Source organism: Rhizobium sp. 62_C5_N11_2 (genome assembly GCF_051811185.1).
Classification (GTDB): domain Bacteria; phylum Pseudomonadota; class Alphaproteobacteria; order Rhizobiales; family Rhizobiaceae; genus Rhizobium; species Rhizobium leguminosarum.
Genome location: NZ_JBPWPW010000001.1, coordinates 4684153 through 4705414 on the forward strand (window position 1 = coordinate 4684153; position 21262 = coordinate 4705414).

23 protein-coding genes and 1 tRNA gene are annotated in these 21262 nt (G+C 61.7%); 10 read left to right on the forward strand and 14 right to left on the reverse strand.

All coding sequences use genetic code 11. The features are described from left to right. Positions 1 to 111 precede the first annotated feature (111 nt). The 6 genes from AB8B31_RS22875 to AB8B31_RS22900 all read right to left on the reverse strand — a co-directional run bounded on the left by AB8B31_RS22875 (position 112) and on the right by AB8B31_RS22900 (position 8367). A complete protein-coding gene (locus AB8B31_RS22875) occupies positions 112 to 306 on the reverse strand; it encodes a hypothetical protein (RefSeq protein ID WP_003544544.1) in 195 nt (64 codons plus the stop codon). 523 nt (positions 307 to 829) lie between these two features. Further along, the gene (locus AB8B31_RS22880; RefSeq protein WP_018447952.1) at positions 830 to 3757 is read right to left on the reverse strand and encodes an aminotransferase; all 2928 of its coding nucleotides are present in this window, start codon (positions 3755 to 3757) and stop codon (positions 830 to 832) included. Between the two features lie 119 nt (positions 3758 to 3876). Beyond that, positions 3877 to 4761 (reverse strand): formyltetrahydrofolate deformylase, encoded by an 885-nt coding sequence (purU, locus tag AB8B31_RS22885; protein WP_018244360.1) that lies wholly within the window; start codon positions 4759 to 4761, stop codon positions 3877 to 3879. 210 nt (positions 4762 to 4971) lie between these two features. Further along, complete coding sequence (locus AB8B31_RS22890) at positions 4972 to 5988, reverse strand: acyltransferase family protein (protein ID WP_018447951.1); 1017 nt, start codon at positions 5986 to 5988, stop codon at positions 4972 to 4974. 46 nt (positions 5989 to 6034) lie between these two features. Beyond that, entirely contained in the window at positions 6035 to 7315 is a 1281-nt protein-coding gene (locus AB8B31_RS22895) for a hypothetical protein (RefSeq protein WP_018447950.1), read from the reverse strand. Between the two features lie 2 nt (positions 7316 to 7317). After that, complete coding sequence (locus tag AB8B31_RS22900; protein WP_018447949.1) at positions 7318 to 8367, reverse strand: glycoside hydrolase family 5 protein; 1050 nt, start codon at positions 8365 to 8367, stop codon at positions 7318 to 7320. 134 nt (positions 8368 to 8501) lie between these two features. Here AB8B31_RS22900 and AB8B31_RS22905 point away from each other — a divergent pair, with 134 nt between their 5' ends. Then, a complete protein-coding gene (locus AB8B31_RS22905) occupies positions 8502 to 10115 on the forward strand; it encodes a GumC family protein (protein ID WP_128408879.1) in 1614 nt (537 codons plus the stop codon). A gap of 59 nt (positions 10116 to 10174) precedes the next feature. Then, on the forward strand, positions 10175 to 10507 hold the full coding sequence (locus AB8B31_RS22910; protein ID WP_018447947.1) for a hypothetical protein: 333 nt from the start codon (positions 10175 to 10177) through the stop codon (positions 10505 to 10507). A 340-nt stretch (positions 10508 to 10847) separates the two neighbouring features. Here AB8B31_RS22910 and AB8B31_RS22915 read toward each other — a convergent pair whose 3' ends face one another. Next, positions 10848 to 11132 (reverse strand): poly(hydroxyalkanoate) granule-associated protein, encoded by a 285-nt coding sequence (locus AB8B31_RS22915; RefSeq protein WP_130813516.1) that lies wholly within the window; start codon positions 11130 to 11132, stop codon positions 10848 to 10850. Positions 11133 to 11371: 239 nt separating this feature from the next. Then, positions 11372 to 11458 (reverse strand) — tRNA-Leu (locus AB8B31_RS22920). 168 nt (positions 11459 to 11626) lie between these two features. On the opposite strand from AB8B31_RS22920, the gene AB8B31_RS22925 reads away from it, so the two are divergent. Beyond that, positions 11627 to 12046 (forward strand): BA14K family protein, encoded by a 420-nt coding sequence (locus tag AB8B31_RS22925; protein ID WP_018244367.1) that lies wholly within the window; start codon positions 11627 to 11629, stop codon positions 12044 to 12046. Between the two features lie 9 nt (positions 12047 to 12055). Here the strand turns inward: AB8B31_RS22925 and AB8B31_RS22930 are convergent, their stop codons facing one another. After that, positions 12056 to 12349 (reverse strand): SelT/SelW/SelH family protein, encoded by a 294-nt coding sequence (locus tag AB8B31_RS22930; RefSeq protein WP_003544579.1) that lies wholly within the window; start codon positions 12347 to 12349, stop codon positions 12056 to 12058. A 204-nt stretch (positions 12350 to 12553) separates the two neighbouring features. Here AB8B31_RS22930 and AB8B31_RS22935 point away from each other — a divergent pair, with 204 nt between their 5' ends. From AB8B31_RS22935 to AB8B31_RS22945, 3 genes are all read left to right on the forward strand, one after another. After that, positions 12554 to 13330, forward strand: coding sequence for a type 1 glutamine amidotransferase (locus AB8B31_RS22935; protein WP_197730796.1), 777 nt, complete (start codon positions 12554 to 12556; stop codon positions 13328 to 13330). 11 nt (positions 13331 to 13341) lie between these two features. Then, complete coding sequence (locus tag AB8B31_RS22940; RefSeq protein WP_128408876.1) at positions 13342 to 13890, forward strand: sugar O-acetyltransferase; 549 nt, start codon at positions 13342 to 13344, stop codon at positions 13888 to 13890. An 86-nt stretch (positions 13891 to 13976) separates the two neighbouring features. Further along, on the forward strand, positions 13977 to 14429 hold the full coding sequence (locus tag AB8B31_RS22945) for a GFA family protein (RefSeq protein WP_018244370.1): 453 nt from the start codon (positions 13977 to 13979) through the stop codon (positions 14427 to 14429). 3 nt (positions 14430 to 14432) lie between these two features. Here AB8B31_RS22945 and AB8B31_RS22950 read toward each other — a convergent pair whose 3' ends face one another. The 4 genes from AB8B31_RS22950 to tenA form a co-directional block, all read right to left on the reverse strand. Further along, entirely contained in the window at positions 14433 to 14732 is a 300-nt protein-coding gene (locus AB8B31_RS22950; RefSeq protein ID WP_128408875.1) for a CcdB family protein, read from the reverse strand. After that, the gene (locus AB8B31_RS22955; protein WP_018447942.1) at positions 14732 to 14962 is read right to left on the reverse strand and encodes a type II toxin-antitoxin system CcdA family antitoxin; all 231 of its coding nucleotides are present in this window, start codon (positions 14960 to 14962) and stop codon (positions 14732 to 14734) included. The genes AB8B31_RS22950 and AB8B31_RS22955 overlap by 1 nt, the downstream gene beginning before the upstream one ends. A gap of 58 nt (positions 14963 to 15020) precedes the next feature. Beyond that, on the reverse strand, positions 15021 to 16853 hold the full coding sequence (gene lepA / locus AB8B31_RS22960; protein ID WP_003544593.1) for a translation elongation factor 4: 1833 nt from the start codon (positions 16851 to 16853) through the stop codon (positions 15021 to 15023). A 76-nt stretch (positions 16854 to 16929) separates the two neighbouring features. Next, the gene (gene tenA / locus AB8B31_RS22965) at positions 16930 to 17628 is read right to left on the reverse strand and encodes a thiaminase II (protein ID WP_047617441.1); all 699 of its coding nucleotides are present in this window, start codon (positions 17626 to 17628) and stop codon (positions 16930 to 16932) included. 139 nt (positions 17629 to 17767) lie between these two features. On the opposite strand from tenA, the gene AB8B31_RS22970 reads away from it, so the two are divergent. Both AB8B31_RS22970 and AB8B31_RS22975 read left to right on the forward strand, forming a co-directional pair. After that, complete coding sequence (locus AB8B31_RS22970; protein WP_128408874.1) at positions 17768 to 18334, forward strand: helix-turn-helix domain-containing protein; 567 nt, start codon at positions 17768 to 17770, stop codon at positions 18332 to 18334. 24 nt (positions 18335 to 18358) lie between these two features. Beyond that, entirely contained in the window at positions 18359 to 18877 is a 519-nt protein-coding gene (locus AB8B31_RS22975) for a GNAT family N-acetyltransferase (protein ID WP_128408873.1), read from the forward strand. A 15-nt stretch (positions 18878 to 18892) separates the two neighbouring features. Here the strand turns inward: AB8B31_RS22975 and AB8B31_RS22980 are convergent, their stop codons facing one another. Next, entirely contained in the window at positions 18893 to 19504 is a 612-nt protein-coding gene (locus tag AB8B31_RS22980; RefSeq protein WP_128408872.1) for an HAD-IA family hydrolase, read from the reverse strand. Between the two features lie 133 nt (positions 19505 to 19637). Here AB8B31_RS22980 and AB8B31_RS22985 point away from each other — a divergent pair, with 133 nt between their 5' ends. Both AB8B31_RS22985 and recX read left to right on the forward strand, forming a co-directional pair. Then, the gene (locus AB8B31_RS22985) at positions 19638 to 20663 is read left to right on the forward strand and encodes a histone deacetylase family protein (RefSeq protein ID WP_047617435.1); all 1026 of its coding nucleotides are present in this window, start codon (positions 19638 to 19640) and stop codon (positions 20661 to 20663) included. Positions 20664 to 20672: 9 nt separating this feature from the next. Further along, positions 20673 to 21248, forward strand: a complete 576-nt coding sequence (gene recX / locus AB8B31_RS22990; RefSeq protein ID WP_128408871.1) for a recombination regulator RecX — start codon at positions 20673 to 20675, stop codon at positions 21246 to 21248. Positions 21249 to 21262 lie beyond the last annotated feature (14 nt).

Consider the following 21262-nt stretch of genomic DNA (forward strand, 5'->3'; position numbering starts at 1 on the left):
AAAGGCCGCCGATAGGACTGCAATTGCCTTCAAAAAACAAGACCGGCCCCATTTTGCGGGACCGGTCGGACATCGGGAAAAGCCGCGAATGCTAATCGCGGCCTCATGCCCTCAGGCATGAAGCGGCTTCGGATGACGGCGGGTCATCAGGTCATGGATGGCCAGCCGCACCTCGTCGGGCGAGCCGAAACGCTGCTCGTCAAGGTCGTGGACATGAAATTTCACGGCGATGAACTTCAGCCGGTCTTCATCGGGAATGACGATCCCGACGGGAACGCCTGCATATTCGATAACTTGCTTCTTCATAGATAGAACTCCTGCCGCGCGACATGCGCAGCCATGGCGAATTGACTTGTCTGGTACCGTTGAAAGGAGGACGAACGTCACATTCGACAGTTCGGGCGGGAGAGGGCGCCCGGACGGTCATTGCCAAGCACAGATCGCCCAAGGAGATCGGCGAGAATATCGATGTCTATCATGCTCGTTCCTTGTGTTGGCGTTGCACTTGAGAGGTCCCGGGTACAGCCCGGGGCCGGTGATGGCTGTCTTCAATAATCTACTATCTTGGTAGAGATTACCCGATAGCCTGTCGGAAACATATTCCGAAACGTGTCAAAATATCGACGATCCGAAAAAATTCATTCCGTCGCAGCCCGAACTTACAGAAAGAAACATATCAGTCCTTCGTTAAATTCGCATGACAGAATCGGAAGTTCGATCGATCACAGCGGCAGACATAGGAAGCCTTGCTGTATCAGGCAATGGCCCGTTTCATTAAAAATCGCCATGCCTCGAAATGACCGATTTGGTTAATGCTGGAAGCCCCGTGTCACCAGCCTTCTTCGAGCACCTTCTCCAGCATGTCCGCGAAAAAATCTGCGCTGTCGATGCTGAGGCAGAGCGGCGGTTTGATCTTCAGCACATTTTGGTGATCGCCGGTCGGCTGCATGATGACGCCGAGTTCGAGAAGCCGGTCGCAGATTGCAGCCGTCTCTTCCGTCGCCGGCTCCAGCGTCGTTCTGTCGCGGACGAATTCGAGGCCGAGATAGAGGCCCATGCCGTGCACGGCGCCCGCAATCGGATGACGGTCGATCAGCGCGGCGAGCCGCGCCTTCAGATGATCGCCGACTGTCCGGGCATTTTCCTGCAGCTTTTCCTCGGCCATGATGTCGAGCACCGCCATGCCGGCGATGCAGCTGACGGGGCTGCCGCCCGTGGAGGAAAAGAAAGAGCCCTCCTTCTCCAGCGATTGCGCAATCTCCCGCGTGGTGATGACGGCGCCGAGCGGATGGCCGTTGCCCATGCCCTTGGCGACGGTGATGATATCAGGCACGACCCCTTGCTGCTCGAAGCCCCAGAAATAATGTCCGAGCCTGGAATAACCGACCTGCACCTCATCGGCGATGCAGAGGCCGCCGCGAGCGCGTACCTGCGCGTAGATTTCCCTGAGATAACCGTCCGGCAGCGGAATGCCGCCGGCATTGCCGTAGACCGATTCGGCGATGAAGCCCGCAAGGCCTTCGCCCGCAGCATCAATTGCCTCCAGCACCGGCGTCGCCATGCCGAGATAATCCGCTGCCGTATCGGGACCACGGAAGTCGCCGCGATAGGTGTTCGGCGAAACGACGGTATGCACCCAGTCCGGCCGGGTGGTCGGTGCCTGCGGATTGTCGGCGATCGAGGTGGAGACGGCGTCGCTCGCCGCCGACCAGCCATGATAGGCTTCGAGCAGGCAGAGCATTTTGCGCGCGCCGCTATGGGCTTGCGCCAGCCGAAGCGCCAGATCATTCGCCTCCGAGCCGCTGTTGACCAGGAAGACCGCGTCGAGCCCGTCCGGCGACAGGGCGGCGAGGCGTTCGGAAAATTCCGTGATCGCGGCATAGTGGAAGCGCGAATTCGTGTTGAGCCGCAGCCATTGGGCGTGGATCGCTGCCGCGAACCTGGGATGGCCATGGCCGAGAATGGTGACGTTGTTGACCATGTCGAGATAGGCGCGGCCCTCGACATCGAACAGATGCTCCCTCCAGCCGCGCTCGATCTGCGGCGCCGCCGCGTAATAGTTCTTCTGCGGCCTTGCGAGATGCGCCTGCCGCCTGGCGAGCAGTTCGGCGGTATCAGATCTCGGTGCATCGGCTTCCGGGCTGAGAAGGAGCGAGGGTGAGGGGCAGAGCGCCGACCAGGCCGCGGCCGTGCGCGGCGTGGCAAAAAGCGGCGGTTCGAGACCTGCGACGCTGCAAAGCTGGACGCGCAACCCGCCGAGCGACGCAGCCTCTCCGAAAACCGTGCCGAGCGGATCGCCGGCGGCCACCTCAGCTCCATCCTCGACCGAGAGATCGAGCCCATCGAGATGCAGGGTCATGCTGTCGCTGGCAAGCGTCAGATGCTGGTCCTTCCAGCCGATGCGGCCGGCAAAGGGTGCAGAAATCGCGTTGCCTGCCGCGAGGCAAATGTCGATATGCAGGGCGCAGGTTGCCTGTCCCGTCGCATTTCCCAAGCTCGCGCGGGAAAGCCGATATTCGCCATAGCGCGTCGCTGCGATGCCGTTTTCCGTTGCCACGCGGGCAAGCAGCCGCCAGTCCATGTCGGTATTCAGCCAGTTGCCGGCAGAAAAATGCGGGCTCCGCACCCCAAGATCGACATAAGCGATCCCGGCGGGATCGATGTCCGGCAGCAACGGCAGCCATCCCGATGCTTCCGGGGCGGCAACGTCTGCGCCGGCCGCCTTGAGGATCGCGCCTTCCATGAGTTCGAAGGGAACGGACATCGCCGTATCGAAGATCGCCCGCTCGTGCTTGAGGTTGCCGCGGACATAGTCATTATCGGGATCGACCGAAATCTGCTGCTCGCTGCTGGCGACGAGAATGACCGCGCGCGCGACGGTCAACGGCCAGAGCGCCTTCAGCTCCTCCTCGGTCAGCGGATAGATCGCCTGATAGGCGGTGACGGCTGGCAGGATATAAAAAGGGTCGCCATCCGCCTGATGCAGCAGCGAAGCGCATGTGACGGCGAGGTCGCCGACCAGCCAGCCGCGGATGATGTCGCCGAAATCGATCACCCCGTCGGGGATCGTATGGCCACGGGCGTCGCGGTGGCCGACGACATTGTCGCCGGTGACGTCATGATGCACGGCCTGCAGCCGAAGCGATGGCGCCAACGGCTGGATGCGGCGGATGGCCATCACCATGGTCTTGGCGATCCGGTCGCGCGCCGCACTGTCGGTGATCGCGGACAGCAGCTGCACCGCGACCGGCCCGGCGCGCCTGAGATCCCATTGCAGGCTGCGGTCGAGACCAGGATGGTTGAAATCGGCAAGCGCTAGCGCCAGCCTGGCGCAGAGCGCGCCGAGGGCCGCAACGGAGGCCGGCGCCAGATAGGTCAGTTCTGTCAGCCCCTGGCCTTCGAGATATTCCAGCAGCCGGACCTGATAGCCCCGCCCGCGCACGGTCAGGACGACGATCTCCCGCGCGTCATTAGTGGGGATCACCTGCGGAACGCGCGGCGCATCTTGCCGGCTTTTGAGGTGACGGATCGCCGCATTCTGCGCTTCGAGCTCGCGGGTCTCGTAGGCTGCATGGCAGATCTTCAGGACGTAGCGGCCACGATCGTTATCGACGCGATAGTTTCGATCCTGCTGGCTGCCGAGTTCGGTAAGCGTGCCGGAGAGGCTGTAATGAGCAAGGAGTATCTCTTCCGCGTCGCTAGCGGTGACGTCGGGACGCGGCAGCGCCATGCGATCAACAAGCGCCTCGTCGGTCATGACACCCCTCCGCAGCATGATTCGATTACCTATTGAACGAGATAATCAAGTACTTGCCGCCGGCAGGCAACGGGAGATTGTCATTCGCCAGCAAAAGAGATGCAGGGTCTAGGCGGCGCTCAACCCATGCGTTCGGAAGCGTAGCCGCCGGGGCTTGCCGGAAAGACCACGGTGCGGTTGCCGTTCAGGAAGGTGCGGTGGTGGATGTGAGCGTGGATGGCGCGGGCCAGCACCTGGCTTTCGACGTCGCGGCCGATCGAGACATAGTCGTCGGGCGACTGTGCATGGGTGATGCGTGCCGTGTCCTGCTCGATGATCGGGCCCTCGTCGAGATCGGCGGTGACGTAATGCGCCGTCGCCCCGATCAGCTTCACGCCGCGGCCGTAGGCCTGCTTGTAAGGGTTGGCGCCTTTGAAGCTCGGCAGGAAGGAATGATGGATGTTGATGATCCGGCCAGACATTTTCTGGCACATCGCATCCGAAAGCACCTGCATGTAACGGGCGAGAACGATCAGCTCCGTACCGGTCTGTTCGACGATATCCATGATCTGGCCTTCGGCCTGCAGTTTGTTCTCCTTCGTCACCTTGATGTGGTGGAAGGGGATGTCGTGGTTGACCACGACCTTCTGGTAATCGAAATGGTTGGAGACGACGCCGACGATATCGATCGGCAGTGCGCCGATCTTCCAGCGGTAGAGCAGGTCGTTGAGACAATGGCCGAACCGCGACACCATCAGCAGCACCTTCATGCGGGCGTTGCCGTCATGGATCTCGGCATCCATGGCGAACCGCTTGGAGATCGGCTCGAAGCCTTCCTTGAGTTCGGCAAGGGGCACGCCTTCCTCGGAGATGAAGCTCACCCGCGTGAAGAACTTGCCGGTATCGAGATCGTCGAACTGGGAACTATCGACGATGTTGCAGCCCTTGTCTGCCAGATAGCTCGAAATCGCCGCGACGATGCCGCGTGTCGATTTGCAGGATACCGTCAATACGTAACTTGTCATGTCTTTCCCTCTCCAAGGCCGCCGCCGTGCTTAGATCAAAGCCCGGGCCGCGAATAGGCCGGCGCACTTTCATTCATGCGACAAATTGCAAGAGAAACCATCACGTTTCTGCAAGTTCTCTCATTTGCCAAGTTTGAAGCTTAGGAGAAGTTGCGCGAAAAACTGTACCGTCAGCGCCGCTTGGATGCGTATTCTCGCCTTCGACGCGCTTTAGGCCGGCGGGCGGCTCGCCACCGCAACCTTCCGGCGCGGCGAGGTGATCTCATGGATGATCGCACCGCCGATCGACGAGAGCACCAGCGAGAGGATGACGAAGAGCACCGGCTGCTGCAGTATGCCGATCGGCAGCCGATCGGCGGCGACCCTGAGAAAAGCCAGCGTGAAGGCGTGGGTGATATAGATGCTGTAGGAGCAGTCGCCGAGGTAGTTCAGCCATCCCACAACCGGCAGCCTGGAAAAATCGATGGAGATCGCGCCGTAGATGATGAAGATCGCTGGGATTCCCCAGGCGTAGAACCGGCTTTCCGGCGGCATCAGCGCCTCGTTGATGAAGAGAAAGGCGAAGCCTATGGCAAGGGCCGCCCAAGCCCAGCGGTTCGGCAGCAGGACCTTCTGTCCGTAGAGCCAGCCGAGCACGACACCGGCGAGAAACTCCAGCATGATCGGCTCGCGGTAGTACCGGGTCACAGTCGTTTCCGGCAGCAGTCGGCAGGTGATCAGGATGAGGGCAAAGACGGCAAACATCGCCGGGATGCGGCGAACTTCCTGCAGCGGCAGTAGAAGCGCAAAGACCAAGTAGAAGAACATTTCGTAATTCAGCGTCCATCCCGGAACGACCACCGGCGTGATCGTGCTGGGATCGGCGGGATTGGCCCATGGCAGGAACAACAGCGAGGCGATGAGATGCGGCAGGTCGAACACCGTCGATTTCAACAATGACGGGGCCACCAGCGCCACAGTCGCCGAAAACAGCGTCGCCAGCCAGTAGAGCGGCACGATCCTTTTGATGCGCCGCCGGGCGAAATCGACCGGGCTCATCGCGCGTCCGCTCGTCGTCAGCCACATCACGAAACCGCTCAGGACGAAGAAGATGTCGACGCCGGTTTCGCCATAGATGAAGGCGGTGGCGTCGACCGCGGGATTGACCTTGGCAAGCTGCAATATCGCGTGGAAATAGACGACCATCAGCGCCGCGATGGCACGCAGATATTGAAGCTGGACAAGCATCGAGCGTCTTGCTCCCTCGGGCTCGCGCGGACAGGCGCCGCTGCGGTCAACTCAATACATCTGCCGGACGACCCTGCCGGATGCGCGGGCTGTCGTGGAAGCGCATATATCCGACGACGAACCATAGGAGACCGGCGATCTTCATCGAGAAGACCGCGGTTCCCCCGATCATCATATTCAGAAAAATGAAAAGAGAAAGTGAATGGGCGCAGCGCCGCTGCGCCGCCGTGCGCCCGGCGGGAAAGAGGCAGACGAACAGCCACAAGGCGATGACGCCGAAGATCGTCGCCGCGTAGATCAGGTAGACATAGCCGCTGTCGGCGAATTCGGCGACCCGGTCGACCGAAAGTCCAAGGATGGCAAGCGGATCGAGCTCCATGATCTTCTTCATCGTCAGGTTGATGCGGCCGGTGAAATTGTCGCCCGTCGCATTGGGTTTCATCACGTAGACGAGGAAGCCGGCGGCGACGATCAGCGGCATCAGCGCCAGATTGAAATTCTTCGGGATCTTCGGAAAGACGAAGTAGCCGACGATGCAGGCAAAACAGAAGATCAGCATTGTGCGCGTGTCGTTCGTCACCAGGATCAGCACGGCCGTGCTGATCATCAGCAACCGGTCCCAGCGGCCAAGCCTCTCCCACATCGAGATCAGGTAGACCGCGATCACGCCGCAGAAATTGGCCAGCGACACCTGTTCGAGGAAGATCGAGGAGGAACGATGGTCGATGATGCCGAAGGAGAAGCGCTCGGGAAAGCCGAGCGCGTTCTGGAAGAGGCCCGTCGTGTTGTAGCTCAGCGGCAGCAGCCCTCGCGTATTGGCGAAATAATCGGAAGGGTGGACGATGCTGACATAGAACGGCACGCTGATGATCTCGAAGATCAGGAAGATCATGACGGCAAGACTTGCCCAGCGAAAGGCGAGCTTCATCGTTTTCTCGTTGCTCCAGCCGCCGAGCCCGGTAAAGCAGAAGATGATCAGCACGTTGCGGAAGTGATCGATGAACAGCATGCGGTTGAGCACGCTGACATAGATGGTCACGATGAGCGTGAACAGCAGGAACAGGAAGGCCGGCAGGTCGGTCTCGTAGATCCCCTTGTGCAGGATGTAGATGATGGCGCTCGCCATGATCAGGCCTTCACTGGCTGCGACATGCGTCATCGACAGCGGCACGATGTTGTGGTTGATGAAGGCGAGAATGCCGTTGTAGAGCACGGAGAGCAGGCCGAGCCAGAACACCGTATGATCGGTGCGTGATGCCTCGCGGGCAGCATCGAGCCGGTTGCCGGCTACAGTGAATGTCGCTGTCCTGTGATCGACGACTGCCATGCTCATTTCCCCGCAGGCTTGACGGCGGAGCAAGTGCCGGCATCGGCTTTTGCCGCCTCGGCAAGAAGCCGCATCTGCGGCCGCTCAGAGCCCTTGCGCGGCTGGACGTTGAAGGGCTCGTCCGCCGGCCACCATTCGCCGGCCGCCCAGTAGGACCAGCCGAGCCAGACGTCGCTATTATCAGTCATGGTGGCGTAGATTTCGGTCAATCCGCTCATGCAGTCCTTGTCGGCGGAGGCGCCGAATTCACCGAGAAAGCCGCGCTTGTGGTTCCGCTTCAGCCAGGCGGTGACCCCGGCGATCGCCTCGACCGCAGCAGTCGAGCCTTCGCAGGTCGGATGGGTGCCGGAGGAATCGGCATCGAGATACTGGTGAACCTCATAGGCGTAGAAATCGAGTGGATCGCGCACGCCGAGCATCACCGTGCCGTTGGCGCCGCCGATCACATCCTTTTCCCAGCTTGACGCGCCGCTCCAGGCTGTGCCCGGCACCAGGATGAGGTTGCGCGCGCCGACGGCGCGGATGCTGCGGATCGCCGCATTGGCGGCATCCAGCCAGTCGGTCGCCTTGATGTCGTGCGGTTCGTTCATTAGGCCGAAGAGAACACCGTCCTGATTGGCGAATTCAACGGCGAGCCTTGCCCAGAAATCCCCGAAGGCGGCATCCGTTGCCGGCGCCGTGCCGACCTGGGTCTTGTCGTAATAGCCGAAATTATGCGGGTCGAGCAGAACCGCCATGCCGTGTTTGCGGATCAGGCCGATGGTATCTTTGAGCCGCTTGAGCTCGTCCTCGTCGAGCCGCCCGCCGAGTGCGGACTGCAGCCGCTCCCAGCGGAAGGGCAGTCGGATGATCGTCATGCCCTTTTTGGCGAAATAGCTAATCGTGTCTTCGCCGGGATAGGTATAGTTGGTGCCATAGATGCCGCCGCGCTCGCCATATTCGCCGCCGGACAAATTGACGCCGCGGTAGCACGGGGCCTCAGCCGCAAGGACCGGCGACGGGGTGAGAGCGACCGCAAGCAGCAGCGCTGTCAGATGTCGTGTCGTCCTCATGGCCATCCTCGCTATCGCGGCAATCGCAACGTCGGCGTCGCAGAAGTTATTTTAACGGTCCGTTAGCTAAGAATTTCTAAAGTATCAGCACCTCGGCTTCAGTCTTTCACGCTGGGCGGGACACGAGTGCGCGTATGAACCAGTATGACAGGAACAGGGTAAGCCGGCTCCCTGGCTGGCGCAGTTTTGAGCCATCTCAGACTGCGCCGGAAGGCGTGCGCATGCGCAGTCCCGTCATCCGCCCGGATGATTTCGTCCGGCCGTCGCCCGAACCCGCTTCGCCCCCTTTCGTGCCGCCGGAAAATACTACGGAAACCCGCCAGTATGAGCGTCCGGCACCTCCGCCGCCGCTTCCAAAACAACCTGTCGTCGACGCGCCGTCGAACGCAGCATCCGCGCCTGCGGCACCACTTCTCGACCTCCGCTCGAGTATCGCCGCGATCTGGAGCCGACGGCTGATCGTGCTGGGCCTGGCGCTTCTCGGAGCTGTGGCAGGCGGGGCGGTGGCGCCGCGCATCGCCCAGAAATTCACCGCCGTCAGCAGCCTCTATTTCGACCCGCGCCAGATCGGCCTTGCCGATACTGGCGCGCAATCTTCGGGTCCCTCGCCGGAAATGATCTCCGCGCTGATCGATAGCCAGGTGCAGATCTTGACCTCGGGCAATGTGCTGCGGCGCGTCGCCGAAGCCATGAAGCTCGACCAGGATCCCGAATTCACCGGCGGCCGCACGGATGGCGCCGCCGTGATCGGCACTCTGCAGAAGGCGCTGGTCATCACCCGTGAGGCCAGCACCTATGTCGTCTCGCTTGCCGCCACGACCAATGATCCCGAAAAATCCGCAAGGCTTGCCAACCAGGTCGTCACCTCCTTCACCGAGGAAGAGAACAGCGCCTCGAACGGCATTTACGAAAACACCTCCTCGACGCTCGACGGACGCCTCAACGACCTGCGCCAGAAGGTGCTGGAGGCCGAGCAGGCTGTCGAAACCTTCCGCGCCGACAACGACATGGCCGCGACAGAAGGTAACCTGATTTCCGATCAGCGGCTCGTGTCGCTGAACACGATGCTGGTGACGGCACAGGAAAAGACCATCCAGGCGAAGGCGCGCGCCGATGCTGTCGCCAATCTCCGCGTCGAGGACATCGTCGCCGGCAACCAGGCGGAGGGCGGCGTCACCTCGCCGCTCGTCAGTCTGCGTCAGCAATATGCCACCCAGGCCGCCGCCGTCGGCAGCCTCGAAAGCCAGATGGGCACGCGTCATCCGCGCCTGCAGGCGGCCCGCTCCTCGCTGCAGAGTATTGGCGGCGAAATCAAGGGCGAATTGCAGCGTCTCGCCACCTCGGCAAGGGGCGAATACGAGCAGGCCAAGGCCGCCGAGGACAGCATCGCCAAGGAACTTGCCGTGCAGAAGGCGCTGCAGGCGAGTACCTCCGACAAGCAGGTGGAATTGAACGAATTGCAGCGCAAGGCGACGGCGGCGCGCGATATTTACGAGACGGTGCTGAAACGCTCGAGCCAGACGAGCGAGGAACAGAACTTCAACCAGAGTAACATTCGCGTCATTTCGCCGGCCGAGCCGCCGGTCAAGGGAGACGGTCCCGGAAAGACGATTCTATTGGTTGCCGGCGTCATCGGCGGTTTTCTCGCGGGTTTCGTCATCGGCGCCGGTATTGCGATCCTCGCCGGTCTCTTCGGCCATCCCGTCATCAGAAGTTATTTCAGGAAGTCCCCCGCTACGGCGGCTTGATGACGGTCGTCGGTTTTCCTACATCGGAAGAGCGGCCTATTGCCGGCAGGAGAGTTCCCATGCGGCTGCTGATGATGCTTCTGATATCGCTCGTTGCCGTGTCGAGCCTCGCCCCGGCGTCCGCCTTTGCCGTCGACTGGACAAAATCCGTCGATTCGGGCGTTCAACCCCTCTATCCCTATAAGGGTCTGCCCGGCGTCAAGGCGCAGCCGGACAAGAAAGAGGAGGATTCCTACAATTGCCGCACCGAAACCGTGCAGATCCGCCGTCGGTATGACGAGATCTTCCGCTCCGGCGGCATGCCGACGCTGATGTATGTCTGCGAACGCGACGGCTTTATCTCGATGGACGACAAGGTCCCGCTGCGCGGCCACTATCAGCCGGTGCGGTGAACGCTTCGGGCCGACTGCTGCAATGTAGTGCTGTTGTGGTAGCCTCCAGCGGCTGACGGCATAGGCAGCGGCTGATCTGGACAGGACGGCGCCGGATCCCATTCCGCCGGCCGATGGCCGCCGACAAAAGCGGGCGCGTCGGCAGAAAGAAAAAATCCCACTTCGGAATCCCGAAATTCCCCCGCTTCGGGATTCCGAAATCCGACGCCTTTTGTGGGCTGTCGTCGCGGAGAAACATTCAATGATTTCAATCTATCAGCCAATTTCGGGATTCCGAAGTGCTATATAGATTATGGTGGGAGTTCCCAGGCTCTGCCATACCTTGGCCGGATCGTTGCGGCTAAGTCTCCAGATTAAGCTGGAGTGGAGCGTCGTCTGCCTCGGCGACCTTGGACTTACGCTTTGTTGCCGCACGGCGTGCTGGCTTGGTGGTTTTCGCTCGAGTGTCGGAGCCGAGCTCGTCTGCCTCGGAGCCGGGCAGCAGCGGGCCGGCCGCAGGCGCCGCAGCGGCTACCTCAATGACCGGCTTCGGGGGCGGCATTTCAATGGCCGGCTTGGCGGCTGACACCTCGCGAGCCTTTATAGGCTCGGGGTTGCTGGCGGCGGGTGCGGCGTATCGGATCATCAGCAAGACTCCATTTTGTTCGCTTTATGTTCGCATTTGGGAGTGAGGGAGTCAATGCAGGCCAGCTATCAAGAGCGGCGGGAATAAGCGTCTAGAAATGAGGACTTCGGAGAATTCTTGGGAGCTATTGAGCGAACAAGCCCTTGCGCGCATCGCGACTGGCCTTTGTTGCAAGGCACCTGCGCAACTTTGGTTGAAAAGGCTTAACTCCTTGATCTTGGTAGCGATCAAGAATGGAATGGTGCCCAGAAGAGGACTCGAACCTCCACACCCTTTCGGGTACCAGCACCTGAAGCTGGCGCGTCTACCAATTCCGCCATCTGGGCGACGGAGAGCGATGTAAGGGGGTGGCCCCTGACTGTCAACTGGGTTTTTGAAGTTTTTCTGACAGTTGGCGAAAAAGCGGCCGATCACATGCGAGGGAGCGCCGAAGGGTGGGCATAGCGCTCCGGTTGGCACGCCCTATATAGAGGAAATATCGAAAGGAATGCATCATGCTTGCTCCCCGCACGCTTCTGCTCGCCGGTCTGTTGGCCGTTTTGTCACCCGCCATCGCCGGGGCCGATTCGCTGAAGCTGGGCAAGCCCGGGGTCGGGCCGCTCAATACCGGCTCGACGCTTTGCGATTTTCGCGGCTGCTTCGGCTTCGGGCCGCAGCAATGGCATCGTCCCGCCTATGTCCAGCCGAACTACCGTCCGCGCGGCGCGGGGCCGACCTATTACCGGCCGGGCGCTGCCGGGCCGCCGCAGCTGACCTATGATCCGCCGCCGGTGCAAAGGGTGCAGCCGAAGGCGCGTGACATGAACAGCCATGCCGCCTGGTGCAGCAACGAGTACCGCTCCTACAATCCGCGGACGGATCGGTTCCTCACCTATGAGGGCATCTACAAGACCTGCCGCTCGCCCTATCGCTGATCGTCGTGATCAGCTTTCGAGCGAGGCGCGGTCGACATGGCCGAGATCGCGGCCGGGCTCGACGATGTCGCGGACCCGCTGCTTCAGCTCCTTCGGCCCGGGAAAGCCGCCGTCGCGCTTGCGCTCCCAGATCAGATCGCCATTGACGCGGATCTCGAAATTGCCGCCGGTGGCAGGGATCAGCGCCACTTCACCGAGGCTGTCGGAAAAGGTGTGCAGAAGCTCCTGCGCCATCCAGCTGGCGCGCAGCAGCCAGTTGCACTGGGTGCAGTAGAGGATCGTGACGCGGGCTTTTTCGGTCATGGCGATGTCCTTTCGTTTGTTGAGATTTAAGCCCTGTGGCGCGTGCGCGCAATCGCCCTCGCTAGAGCATGATGCCGAAAAGTGTGAGCGGTTTTCGGGCGACATCATGCTCCAACTATTTAATTAAGAACAGGATTCAGATTTTGGGCCGAACCGGCCTAAAGCCTGAATCCTGTTCTGGCGTCTTGCGCGCCGTCCTCCGCCATGGTCTCTTCCGATGGTCGGCCATACCAGGAAGAGCCCATGCGCGTCGCAGTCATCGAAAATATGCGAAATACCGGCCTCGGCGCGCTTGCCGCAGCGCTCGACGAGGCGGGAGCGGAGATCGAGTGGTTCCGGGTGTGGCAGGACGGCATCCTGCCGCTGGATATATCGGGCCATGACGCGCTGGTCGTTCTCGGCGGCGAGCAGAGCGCGCTGGATGACGAAACCCATCCCTATCTGCCGGAGCTCGCCCGGCTCACGCGCCGCTTCGGCGATGCCGGCAAGGCCGTGCTCGGCATCTGCCTCGGCAGCCAGATTCTCGCCCGCGCTTATGGCGCCGACAATCACTTAGGGATCGCTCGCGAATTCGGCTGGCACCGGATCGGCGTCACCGTCGATGGCCGGGCCGATCCGCTGCTGTCGGCGCTTGGCGGCGAGTTCACCATCTTCGAATGGCATGCCGACACGTTTTCCCTGCCTGAGGGCGCGGTGCGTCTCGCCTCGAGCCCCGTCGCCGAGAACCAGGCCTTCCGCATCGGTCGCGCCGTCTATGGCACCCAGTTCCATTTCGAGGCCAATTCGGACGTCGTCGAGCAATGGAAGGCCGAATTTCCCGACACGATCGCGCGTATTGCGCCGGGCTGGCTGGAGAAACATGCCGAGCTGGCGGCAAGGCATGGCGGAGCCGCCAATGCCGCGGGCCTTGCCATTGCGCGCGCCTGGGTCAGCCTGATCGAACGGGAAGAGGTCGAAATGCTGTCGCAGGCCTCGGCGTGAGGGGTGATGCGATGGCGGCCAGTGAACGCGAAAAGATGGCGGTAGGCGAATGGTATTGCTGCCTCGATGACGAGCTCGATCTCTTGCGCCGGCAGGCGCGCATGGCCGTCCATGCGCATAACTCGCTGCCGCCGGATGAGCGCGGCGCGATGGCTCCGGCCCTGAGGGCACTCTTTGCGCAGGCAGCACTCAATGTCTTCATCGAAGCACCGTTTCACTGCTCCTACGGCATCAACATCACTCTCGGCGAACGCGTCTATTTCAATGCCGGCTGCACCATTCTTGATTCCGGCCGGGTGACGATCGGTGATCGCAGCATGTTCGGCCCGGGGGTGCAGATCTATTGCGCCGAGCATCACAAGGAGCCGGCACTTCGCAGCACGGGCATCGAGATTGCCAGGCCGGTCACCATCGGCAACGACGTCTGGATCGGTGGCAGCGCCATCATCCTCGGCGGCGTCACCATCGGCGACGGCGCGATCGTCGGCGCCGGTGCGGTGGTCACCAGGGATGTGCCGGCCGGCGCAACCGTAGTCGGCAATCCGGCCCGCATCCGCTAACGCCGGCTCCTATCCCGTGATGGCCCCTCGCCATCTCGACAGCGGCGATCATTCCGCTAGATGAGAGGGCAAAACGGGAGGGAGGCATGAGCGAACTGAATTTACCGATGGAAGGCGGCTGCCGTTGCGGCCGGGTGCGATTGAAGATCAGCGCCCCGCCGCTGCTCACCATGGCCTGTCATTGCACGGGGTGCCAGAAGATGACATCAAGCGCCTATTCGCTGAGTGCGGCCATCCCAAGCGAAGGCTTCGAGGTGACGCAAGGCGAGCCGGTGATCGGCGGCCTGCATGGCGTCACGAAGCATTATTTCTGCCCGCATTGCATGAGCTGGATGTTCACCCGGCCGGAAGGCATGGACTGGTTCGTCAATCTGCGCGCGACCATGCTCGACGATCCGAGCTGGTTCACGCCCTTCATCGAAACCTGGACAAGCGAGAAGCTGTCATTCGCCGAGACCGGGGCGGTGTACAGCTACGCGGCGCTGCCTGAAATGGACGCCTATGAGGGGCTGGTGAAGGAATATATGGGCAGGGGATGAGGCTCAGAAACCCCGGAAAAGAAAATCGACGGCGGCGATAATTCGATCACTGTCGGCGGTAAGATCCGCCACCACGCCTCCAATCTCCTTTACGGAAATTGCGCCGGTGAATTGGGTAGCCATCACATAGGGCAGGTCATTGATCACGAATTGTGGATTGAGCTGACGCATGATTTTGGGAAGAGCTTCCAATGGAAGCATCGGCGCCATGGTCCGCGTTGTCAGCTCACCAAGCAAGTCGGACTGCAGATCGAGGGCAAGCGCGTCGGTATGCATAAGATTGTAAACATGAAACCGAGCCATCAGAACTGTCGATATTTCTGAAACGGCAGACCGTGCTTTTCGACATAGGCATTGGAAGCGGCAATAGCCTCGGCGTTCTCGATACGCCAAAGCCGCTCGCGCTCCGCCTTTATGGCCTGTGCGATACCATCTTCCGCCGCCCGGGATATGTTGATCTTGAGCTCGCGCGCCTGGGAAACGAGACCTTCATCAAGAGACAGGTTCGCTGCTTTTCTTGGTCGCTGAGCCATAACGATCTCCTCAATTTTATGCGCACAGCGTATGCGCATAAAATACCGTTGAGAAGCGTTATTCGTCGCCCATCTTCAGCGCGGCGATGAAGGCTTCCTGGGGGATCTCCACCTTGCCGAACTGGCGCATGCGCTTCTTGCCGGCCTTCTGCTTGTCGAGCAGCTTGCGCTTGCGGGTGGCGTCGCCGCCGTAGCATTTCGCGGTCACGTCCTTGCGCAGCGCCGAGATCGTCTCGCGGGCAATGACGTTGCCGCCGATCGCCGCCTGGATCGGGATCTTGAACATGTGCTTCGGGATCAGCTCCTTGAGCTTCTCACACATGTCGCGGCCGCGCTTTTCGGCGGCCGTCCGGTGCACCATCATCGACAGAGCGTCGACCGGTTCGCCGTTGACGAGGATCGACATCTTCACGAGGTTGCCCTCGCGGTGGTCGGTCAGCGTGTAGTCGAAGGAGGCATAACCCTTCGAGATCGACTTCAACCGGTCGTAGAAATCGAACACGACTTCGTTGAGCGGCAGGTCGTAGGTCAGCATCGCGCGCGTGCCGACATAGGTGAGTTCGATCTGGATGCCGCGCCGGTCCTGGCAGAGCTTCAGGATGCCGCCGAGATAATCATCGGGCGTCAGGATCGTCGCGCGGATCCAAGGCTCGTGGATTTCGGAGATTTTGACGACATCGGGCATGTCGGCCGGGTTGTGCAGCTCACGCTCCGTGCCGTCGGTCATATACATCTTGTAGACGACCGAGGGTGCGGTGGCGATGAGGTCGAGGTCGAACTCGCGCTCCAGCCGTTCCTGGATGATTTCGAGATGCAGCAGGCCGAGGAAGCCGCAGCGGAAACCGAAGCCGAGGGCCGCCGATGATTCCATTTCGAAGGAGAAGGAGGCGTCGTTGAGGCGAAGCTTGCCCATGGCGGCGCGCAGATCCTCGAAATCGGCGGCATCGACCGGGAAGAGGCCACAGAACACCACCGGCTGGGCCGGCTTGAAGCCCGGCAGCGCCTGGGCCGTCGGCCGCTTGTCCTCGGTGATCGTGTCGCCGACGCGGGTATCGGCCACTTCCTTGATCGAGGCGGTGATGAAGCCGATCTCGCCGGGGCCGAGGCGGTCGATATTGACCATCTTCGGCGTCAGCACGCCGACGCGCTCCACCTGGTATTTCGCATCCGTGCCCATCATCCGCACCGTCTGGCCCTTGGTCAGCACGCCGTCGATGACGCGGACCAGAACCATGACGCCGAGATAGGCATCGTACCAGCTGTCGACCAGCAGCGCCTTCAGCGGCGCCTTTTCGCCGCCGGGGCTCTTCGGCGCCGGCAGCTTGTGGACGATCGCTTCCAGCACATCGGGAATGCCGAGGCCGGTCTTTGCCGAAATCAGCACGGCCTCCGAAGCGTCGATGCCGATCACTTCCTCGATCTGTTCCTTGATGCGGTCGGGTTCGGCGGCCGGCAGGTCGATCTTGTTGAGAACGGTGACGATCTCGTGATTGTTGTCGATCGCCTGGTAGACGTTGGCGAGCGTCTGCGCTTCGACGCCCTGGCTGGCATCGACGACGAGCAACGAACCCTCGCAGGCCGACAGCGACCGCGAGACTTCATAGGCGAAGTCGACGTGGCCGGGCGTGTCGATCAGGTTGAGAATGTATTTCTCGCCGTTGTTGGCCTGGTAATGCAGGCGCACGGTCTGGGCCTTGATGGTGATGCCGCGCTCGCGCTCGATATCCATATTGTCGAGCACCTGCTCGGACATTTCGCGCTCGGCAAGGCCGCCCGTCGTCTGGATCAGGCGGTCGGCCAGCGTCGATTTGCCGTGGTCGATATGGGCCACGATCGAAAAGTTGCGGATATGGGACAGCGGAGTGGTGGAATTGGTGCTCATGCGCGCCATATAGCAGCGCCGCCCCCTGCCGCAAAGCGGTAATTATCCTGCTGTTTACGCTATTTCGTCCTGTATCGGGCGCCTGTCAGACCGGCCACGTCTCCAGCCGCCAGGCCGAATCCCAGAACATCCATTCATATTGCGAGGCGCGCACGAAGACATCGGTCATTTGCGCCCGCTCCACCGGCGATGCGGCGCGGGCGGCAATGTCGGTCAGCGCGATGACTTCGCGGGCACCGGCGGCAAATTGCGGATCGCCATAGGTGTTGATCCAGGCCTGGAAGGCATTGCCTTCGATAACAGGCCGGTTCTTGATCGCTTCGCCGACGTGCCAGTAGATCCAGAAGCAGGGAAGGATGGAGGACAGCGCCACCGCGTAGGAGCTGTGATAGGCGGTGGCAAGCAGGAAGTTCGTATAGGCAAAGCCGGCAGGCGAGGGCTCGGCTGATGTGACGTCCGCAGACGTGATGCCGAATTGGGTGAGGAAGCCGGCATGCAGGCCCTGCTCGACGGTGATCGCCTTCTGCGCCGAACCGAGGAAGCGCAGGACCTGCGCATTGTCGGGCGCTTTGGCCGCGACGATCGCCAGGCATCGCGCATAATGCTTGAGGTAGAGCGCATCCTGCAGGATGTAGTGCCGGAAAACCTCCGGCGGCAGCGTGCCGTCCGAAAGGCGCTGCAGCAGCGGCAACGCCTCGATTTCAGCCATGATCGGCGCGATCCTGTCCCAGGCGGCAGCCGTGAAGCTTTCCGTCGTTTCCGTGCTCTGCATGCTGCCGTCCATCACTCTCTCCTCGGATTACGCCGCCATATATGGACGGCGCAGCGGCGAAAGCAAGCCGCGTTTTGGCCGCTTTTCGTAGACACTTGATTCCATCATCAGATAATGTATTTCTCTTATAGTGGAATCGCGGGGCTGGAAAATGGAACCGGAACTCGAACAGGCGATCGGCATCCGCATCCGCACGCTACGCCAGGAAAAGGCTCTGACGCTCGATGATCTTGCTGCGGCTTCCGGCGTCAGCCGGGCGATGATCTCGCGCATCGAGCGGGCGGAGGCGAGCCCGACCGCCTCGCTGCTGGCAAGGATCTGCGCCGCGCTCGGCCTGTCGCTGTCGGCCTTCTTTGCGGAAGAGGGGCAGGCCTCGCCGCTCGCCCGGAGGCAGGAACAGCAGGTCTGGCGCGATCCGGAGACCGGTTATATCAGACGGTCTGTTTCACCCCCGGGCACCGCCTCCGATGTCGATATCGTCGAGGTTGAATTCCCGGCCGGCGCCCGCGTCAGCTTCCCCCCGCATGCGAGCGCCCATGGCATGACGCAGCATATCTGGCTGTTCGACGGCGAACTGGAGATGACGGCGGCTGAGATCGTCTACCGGCTGCGGCCGGGCGATTGCCTCTTCATGCCGGTCGGCGAGGGTCACGTCTTCCACAATCCCGGCAACACGCCGGCGCGCTATTGCGTCGTGCTCGATCGCGGCGGCCGATAAAAACATTCAATTCAGGAGAACAGCATGCCTGCTATTCGCACCCTTTCCGCCGAGGAGGCCCGCGCCGCCATTCCGGCCCTTTCGCAAGTGCTTGTCGATTGCGTCGCGGGCGGCGCCTCCGTCGGCTTCATGCAGCCCTATGGGCCCGAAGATGCCGAGCCCTATTGGCGTGATGTCGCCGATGCCGTTGCCACCGGCGGCAATCTGCTGCTGGTTGCCGAACTCGACGGCAGGATCGTCGGCACGGTGCAGGTGGGTGCCGCGCAGATGCCGAACCAGCCGCATCGCGGCGACCTGAAGAAGCTGCTGGTGCATCGCTCCGCCCGCGGTAAGGGGCTTGCCCGGCTGCTGATGGATGCCGCTGAGCGTGAGGCGGCAAGCCGCGGCAAGACCCTGCTCGTGCTCGACACGGCAACCGGCAGCGATGCCGAGGCGATCTATCCGCGCCTGGGCTGGCAGCGTGTCGGTGTCATCCCCGATTACGCGCTGTGGCCGGAAGGCGGCTTCTGCGCCACCACCCTGTTCTACAAGCGGCTTACCTGATTGCGCCGGCCCCGCTCATGCCGGCCTGGCGAAGACCGGAAGCGCGCCGCCAAGCGTCGTGCCCGCCGTCCATTGCGCCGCATTCCAGCCGAACTGTCGCGCCGCTTCGATGTTTTCGGCCATATCGTCGATGAAGGCGATGTCGCCGGGCAGCACGCCGGCCCGCTCGGTCGCCAGCCGGAAGAAATCGGGAGAAGGCTTGCTGTGCCCGAGTGCTGCGGAATAGATGATGTCGTCGAAATGCGCGCTAAGGCCGATCTGCTCCATCAGGTAGCGTGCCCGCCTATGCTCCTGGTTGGTCGCCAGCAAGAGAGTGATGCCGCTTTGCCTGAGAGCGGCGAGTTCTTCGAGCAGATTGCGGTCGAGGCGGGAATCGTTTTCGAACCAGTAGTCGATCAGTGTTTCGGCGTTGAGGTGGGGCGCAATCTTTGCGAGAATGCCGGCGAGCCTTGGCTCCAGCGCCTCGCGGCCGATGATGATATCGCGCCAGTGCGTCTGAAAGAATTCCTGCTGCAGCAGGTCGACACGCAGGCCGAGGTCGCGTTCCAGATAGGTGAAGTGAGGCAGGCCGTCGGTGGGGCGACCATGAATGAGCACGCCGTCGACATCGACCATCAGCACTTTCATGCGGAAAATTTCCTCGTTCTCAAAACACCGGCGAAGGTGGCGTCATCCGCCTGGACGTTCAAGACGGCGCGCCACTTTTTTATCGCGGCCGAGCCGTGTAAATCTCCATCGTCAATCAAGGGCAGGATCTGAAATGCGCGTCATCTATTCCGAAGACCACAAGCTGCGCGATGCCAGGACCGAGCTGCACGCCGGCCAACTGGTGACGCCCTTCGAGGCGCCGTTTCGCGCCGAATGGATCCTGGCGGCGGTCAAGGAGGCGGGCTTTACCGACGTGGTGGCGCCTGATGCGCATGGACTGGAAACGGCGCTGAAGGTGCATGATCCCGCCTATCTGGATTTTCTTGCCACCGTCTGGGACCGCTGGGTGGCGGCCGGTTTCACCGGCGAGGCGATCGCCAATTCCTTCGCCGTTCGCCGCACCAGCCAGCGTGTACCCAACAATATCGTCGGCGCGATCGGCCATTACGCCAATGCCGCCGATACCTCGATCACCAAGGGCTCCTACGAGGCGGCGATCGCCTCCATGCGCTGCGCGATCACAGGCGCCGATTGGCTGAATGCCGGCAATCGTTTCGCCTTCGCGCTCTGCCGCCCGCCCGGCCACCATGCCGGCATCGATCTCTTCGGCGGTTATTGCTTCATCAACAATTCGGGCGTCGCCGCGCAGCGGCTGCTCGACCATGGTGCGAGGAAAGTCGCGGTGCTGGATGTCGATTTCCACCATGGCAACGGCACGCAGGATCTTTTCTATCACAGAGGCGATGTCTTCACCGCCTCGCTGCATGGCGATCCCATGCATGCCTTTCCCTATTTCCTCGGCCATGCCGACGAGGAAGGTGAGGGAGAGGGCGAAGGTAGCAACCGCAACTATCCGATGCCGCCGGACACGCCTTGGGATGTCTGGTCTTCGGCCCTTGCCGATGCGCTGGCCCGCATCAAGGCCTTCGGCGCCGAGGCGATCGTCGTGGCACTCGGCGTCGATACCTTCGAGCGCGACCCGATCTCCTTCTTCAGCCTCACCTCCGATGATTTCACCCGCATGGGCGCGATGATATCAGCCGCCGGCCTGCCGGTGCTCGCCTGCATGGAGGGCGGCTACGGCGTGCCGGAGATCGGCCTCAACGTTGCCAATGTCCTCAAGGGCCTGGAAGCCTGATCTCTGCCGATGACTGACGAGACCGTTCCATCCGACGTTCCGACACCCCGCATGCTAAGCTGGGCGCGCAACTCCACCATCTATCGGCTCGAGCGGCGGATGATGACGGAAAAGCAGCTGTTTGACGCCATTGCCCGCAAGGCGAAGGAGAAATTCGAGGATATCAGCGCGGTGCAACTCAAGGCCGTTGCCGATTTCGCCGTCAAATTTGCCTATGACAACAAGGTGCTCGACGATAGCGCCTATGCGGAGATCAGCACGCGCTCGGCCGTGCGCGGCGGTAAATCGAAGCGCGCGATCGCCCAGAAGCTTGCTGCCAAGGGCGTCTCCAGCGACAAGGTCGAAGTGGCACTTGAGGAGGCTGACGATCTCTATGCCGCAGCGATTTTTGCCCGCAAACGCGCCTTCGGCCCCTTCCGCCGGGTCGAGCTCGACGAAAAGCGAAAGGCGAAAGAGCTTTCGGCTTTCGCCCGCAACGGCTTCAGCTTCGACATCGGCAGGAAGGTCTTCGACATGAGCTTCGGAGACGCCGAAGAGGTCATCCTTGCTGGCCGATCTTTGGCGCCTCAGCATCAGCGCTCTTGATCCCGGCATGAAAA

Excerpts from the sequence above, each read along its gene's own strand:
- AB8B31_RS22875 (WP_003544544.1), bottom strand. The coding sequence starts at position 306 with ATGAAGAAGCAAGTTATCGAATATGCAGGCGTTCCCGTCGGGATCGTC.
- AB8B31_RS22880 (WP_018447952.1), bottom strand. The coding sequence starts at position 3,757 with ATGACCGACGAGGCGCTTGTTGATCGCATGGCGCTGCCGCGTCCCGAC.
- purU (WP_018244360.1), bottom strand. The coding sequence starts at position 4,761 with ATGACAAGTTACGTATTGACGGTATCCTGCAAATCGACACGCGGCATC.
- AB8B31_RS22890 (WP_018447951.1), bottom strand. The coding sequence starts at position 5,988 with ATGCTTGTCCAGCTTCAATATCTGCGTGCCATCGCGGCGCTGATGGTC.
- AB8B31_RS22895 (WP_018447950.1), bottom strand. The coding sequence starts at position 7,315 with ATGGCAGTCGTCGATCACAGGACAGCGACATTCACTGTAGCCGGCAAC.
- AB8B31_RS22900 (WP_018447949.1), bottom strand. The coding sequence starts at position 8,367 with ATGAGGACGACACGACATCTGACAGCGCTGCTGCTTGCGGTCGCTCTC.
- AB8B31_RS22905 (WP_128408879.1), top strand. The coding sequence starts at position 8,502 with ATGAACCAGTATGACAGGAACAGGGTAAGCCGGCTCCCTGGCTGGCGC.
- AB8B31_RS22910 (WP_018447947.1), top strand. The coding sequence starts at position 10,175 with ATGCGGCTGCTGATGATGCTTCTGATATCGCTCGTTGCCGTGTCGAGC.
- AB8B31_RS22915 (WP_130813516.1), bottom strand. The coding sequence starts at position 11,132 with ATGATCCGATACGCCGCACCCGCCGCCAGCAACCCCGAGCCTATAAAG.
- AB8B31_RS22925 (WP_018244367.1), top strand. The coding sequence starts at position 11,627 with ATGCTTGCTCCCCGCACGCTTCTGCTCGCCGGTCTGTTGGCCGTTTTG.
- AB8B31_RS22930 (WP_003544579.1), bottom strand. The coding sequence starts at position 12,349 with ATGACCGAAAAAGCCCGCGTCACGATCCTCTACTGCACCCAGTGCAAC.
- AB8B31_RS22935 (WP_197730796.1), top strand. The coding sequence starts at position 12,554 with ATGGTCTCTTCCGATGGTCGGCCATACCAGGAAGAGCCCATGCGCGTC.
- AB8B31_RS22940 (WP_128408876.1), top strand. The coding sequence starts at position 13,342 with ATGGCGGCCAGTGAACGCGAAAAGATGGCGGTAGGCGAATGGTATTGC.
- AB8B31_RS22945 (WP_018244370.1), top strand. The coding sequence starts at position 13,977 with ATGAGCGAACTGAATTTACCGATGGAAGGCGGCTGCCGTTGCGGCCGG.
- AB8B31_RS22950 (WP_128408875.1), bottom strand. The coding sequence starts at position 14,732 with ATGGCTCGGTTTCATGTTTACAATCTTATGCATACCGACGCGCTTGCC.
- AB8B31_RS22955 (WP_018447942.1), bottom strand. The coding sequence starts at position 14,962 with ATGGCTCAGCGACCAAGAAAAGCAGCGAACCTGTCTCTTGATGAAGGT.
- lepA (WP_003544593.1), bottom strand. The coding sequence starts at position 16,853 with ATGGCGCGCATGAGCACCAATTCCACCACTCCGCTGTCCCATATCCGC.
- tenA (WP_047617441.1), bottom strand. The coding sequence starts at position 17,628 with ATGGACGGCAGCATGCAGAGCACGGAAACGACGGAAAGCTTCACGGCT.
- AB8B31_RS22970 (WP_128408874.1), top strand. The coding sequence starts at position 17,768 with ATGGAACCGGAACTCGAACAGGCGATCGGCATCCGCATCCGCACGCTA.
- AB8B31_RS22975 (WP_128408873.1), top strand. The coding sequence starts at position 18,359 with ATGCCTGCTATTCGCACCCTTTCCGCCGAGGAGGCCCGCGCCGCCATT.
- AB8B31_RS22980 (WP_128408872.1), bottom strand. The coding sequence starts at position 19,504 with ATGAAAGTGCTGATGGTCGATGTCGACGGCGTGCTCATTCATGGTCGC.
- AB8B31_RS22985 (WP_047617435.1), top strand. The coding sequence starts at position 19,638 with ATGCGCGTCATCTATTCCGAAGACCACAAGCTGCGCGATGCCAGGACC.
- recX (WP_128408871.1), top strand. The coding sequence starts at position 20,673 with ATGACTGACGAGACCGTTCCATCCGACGTTCCGACACCCCGCATGCTA.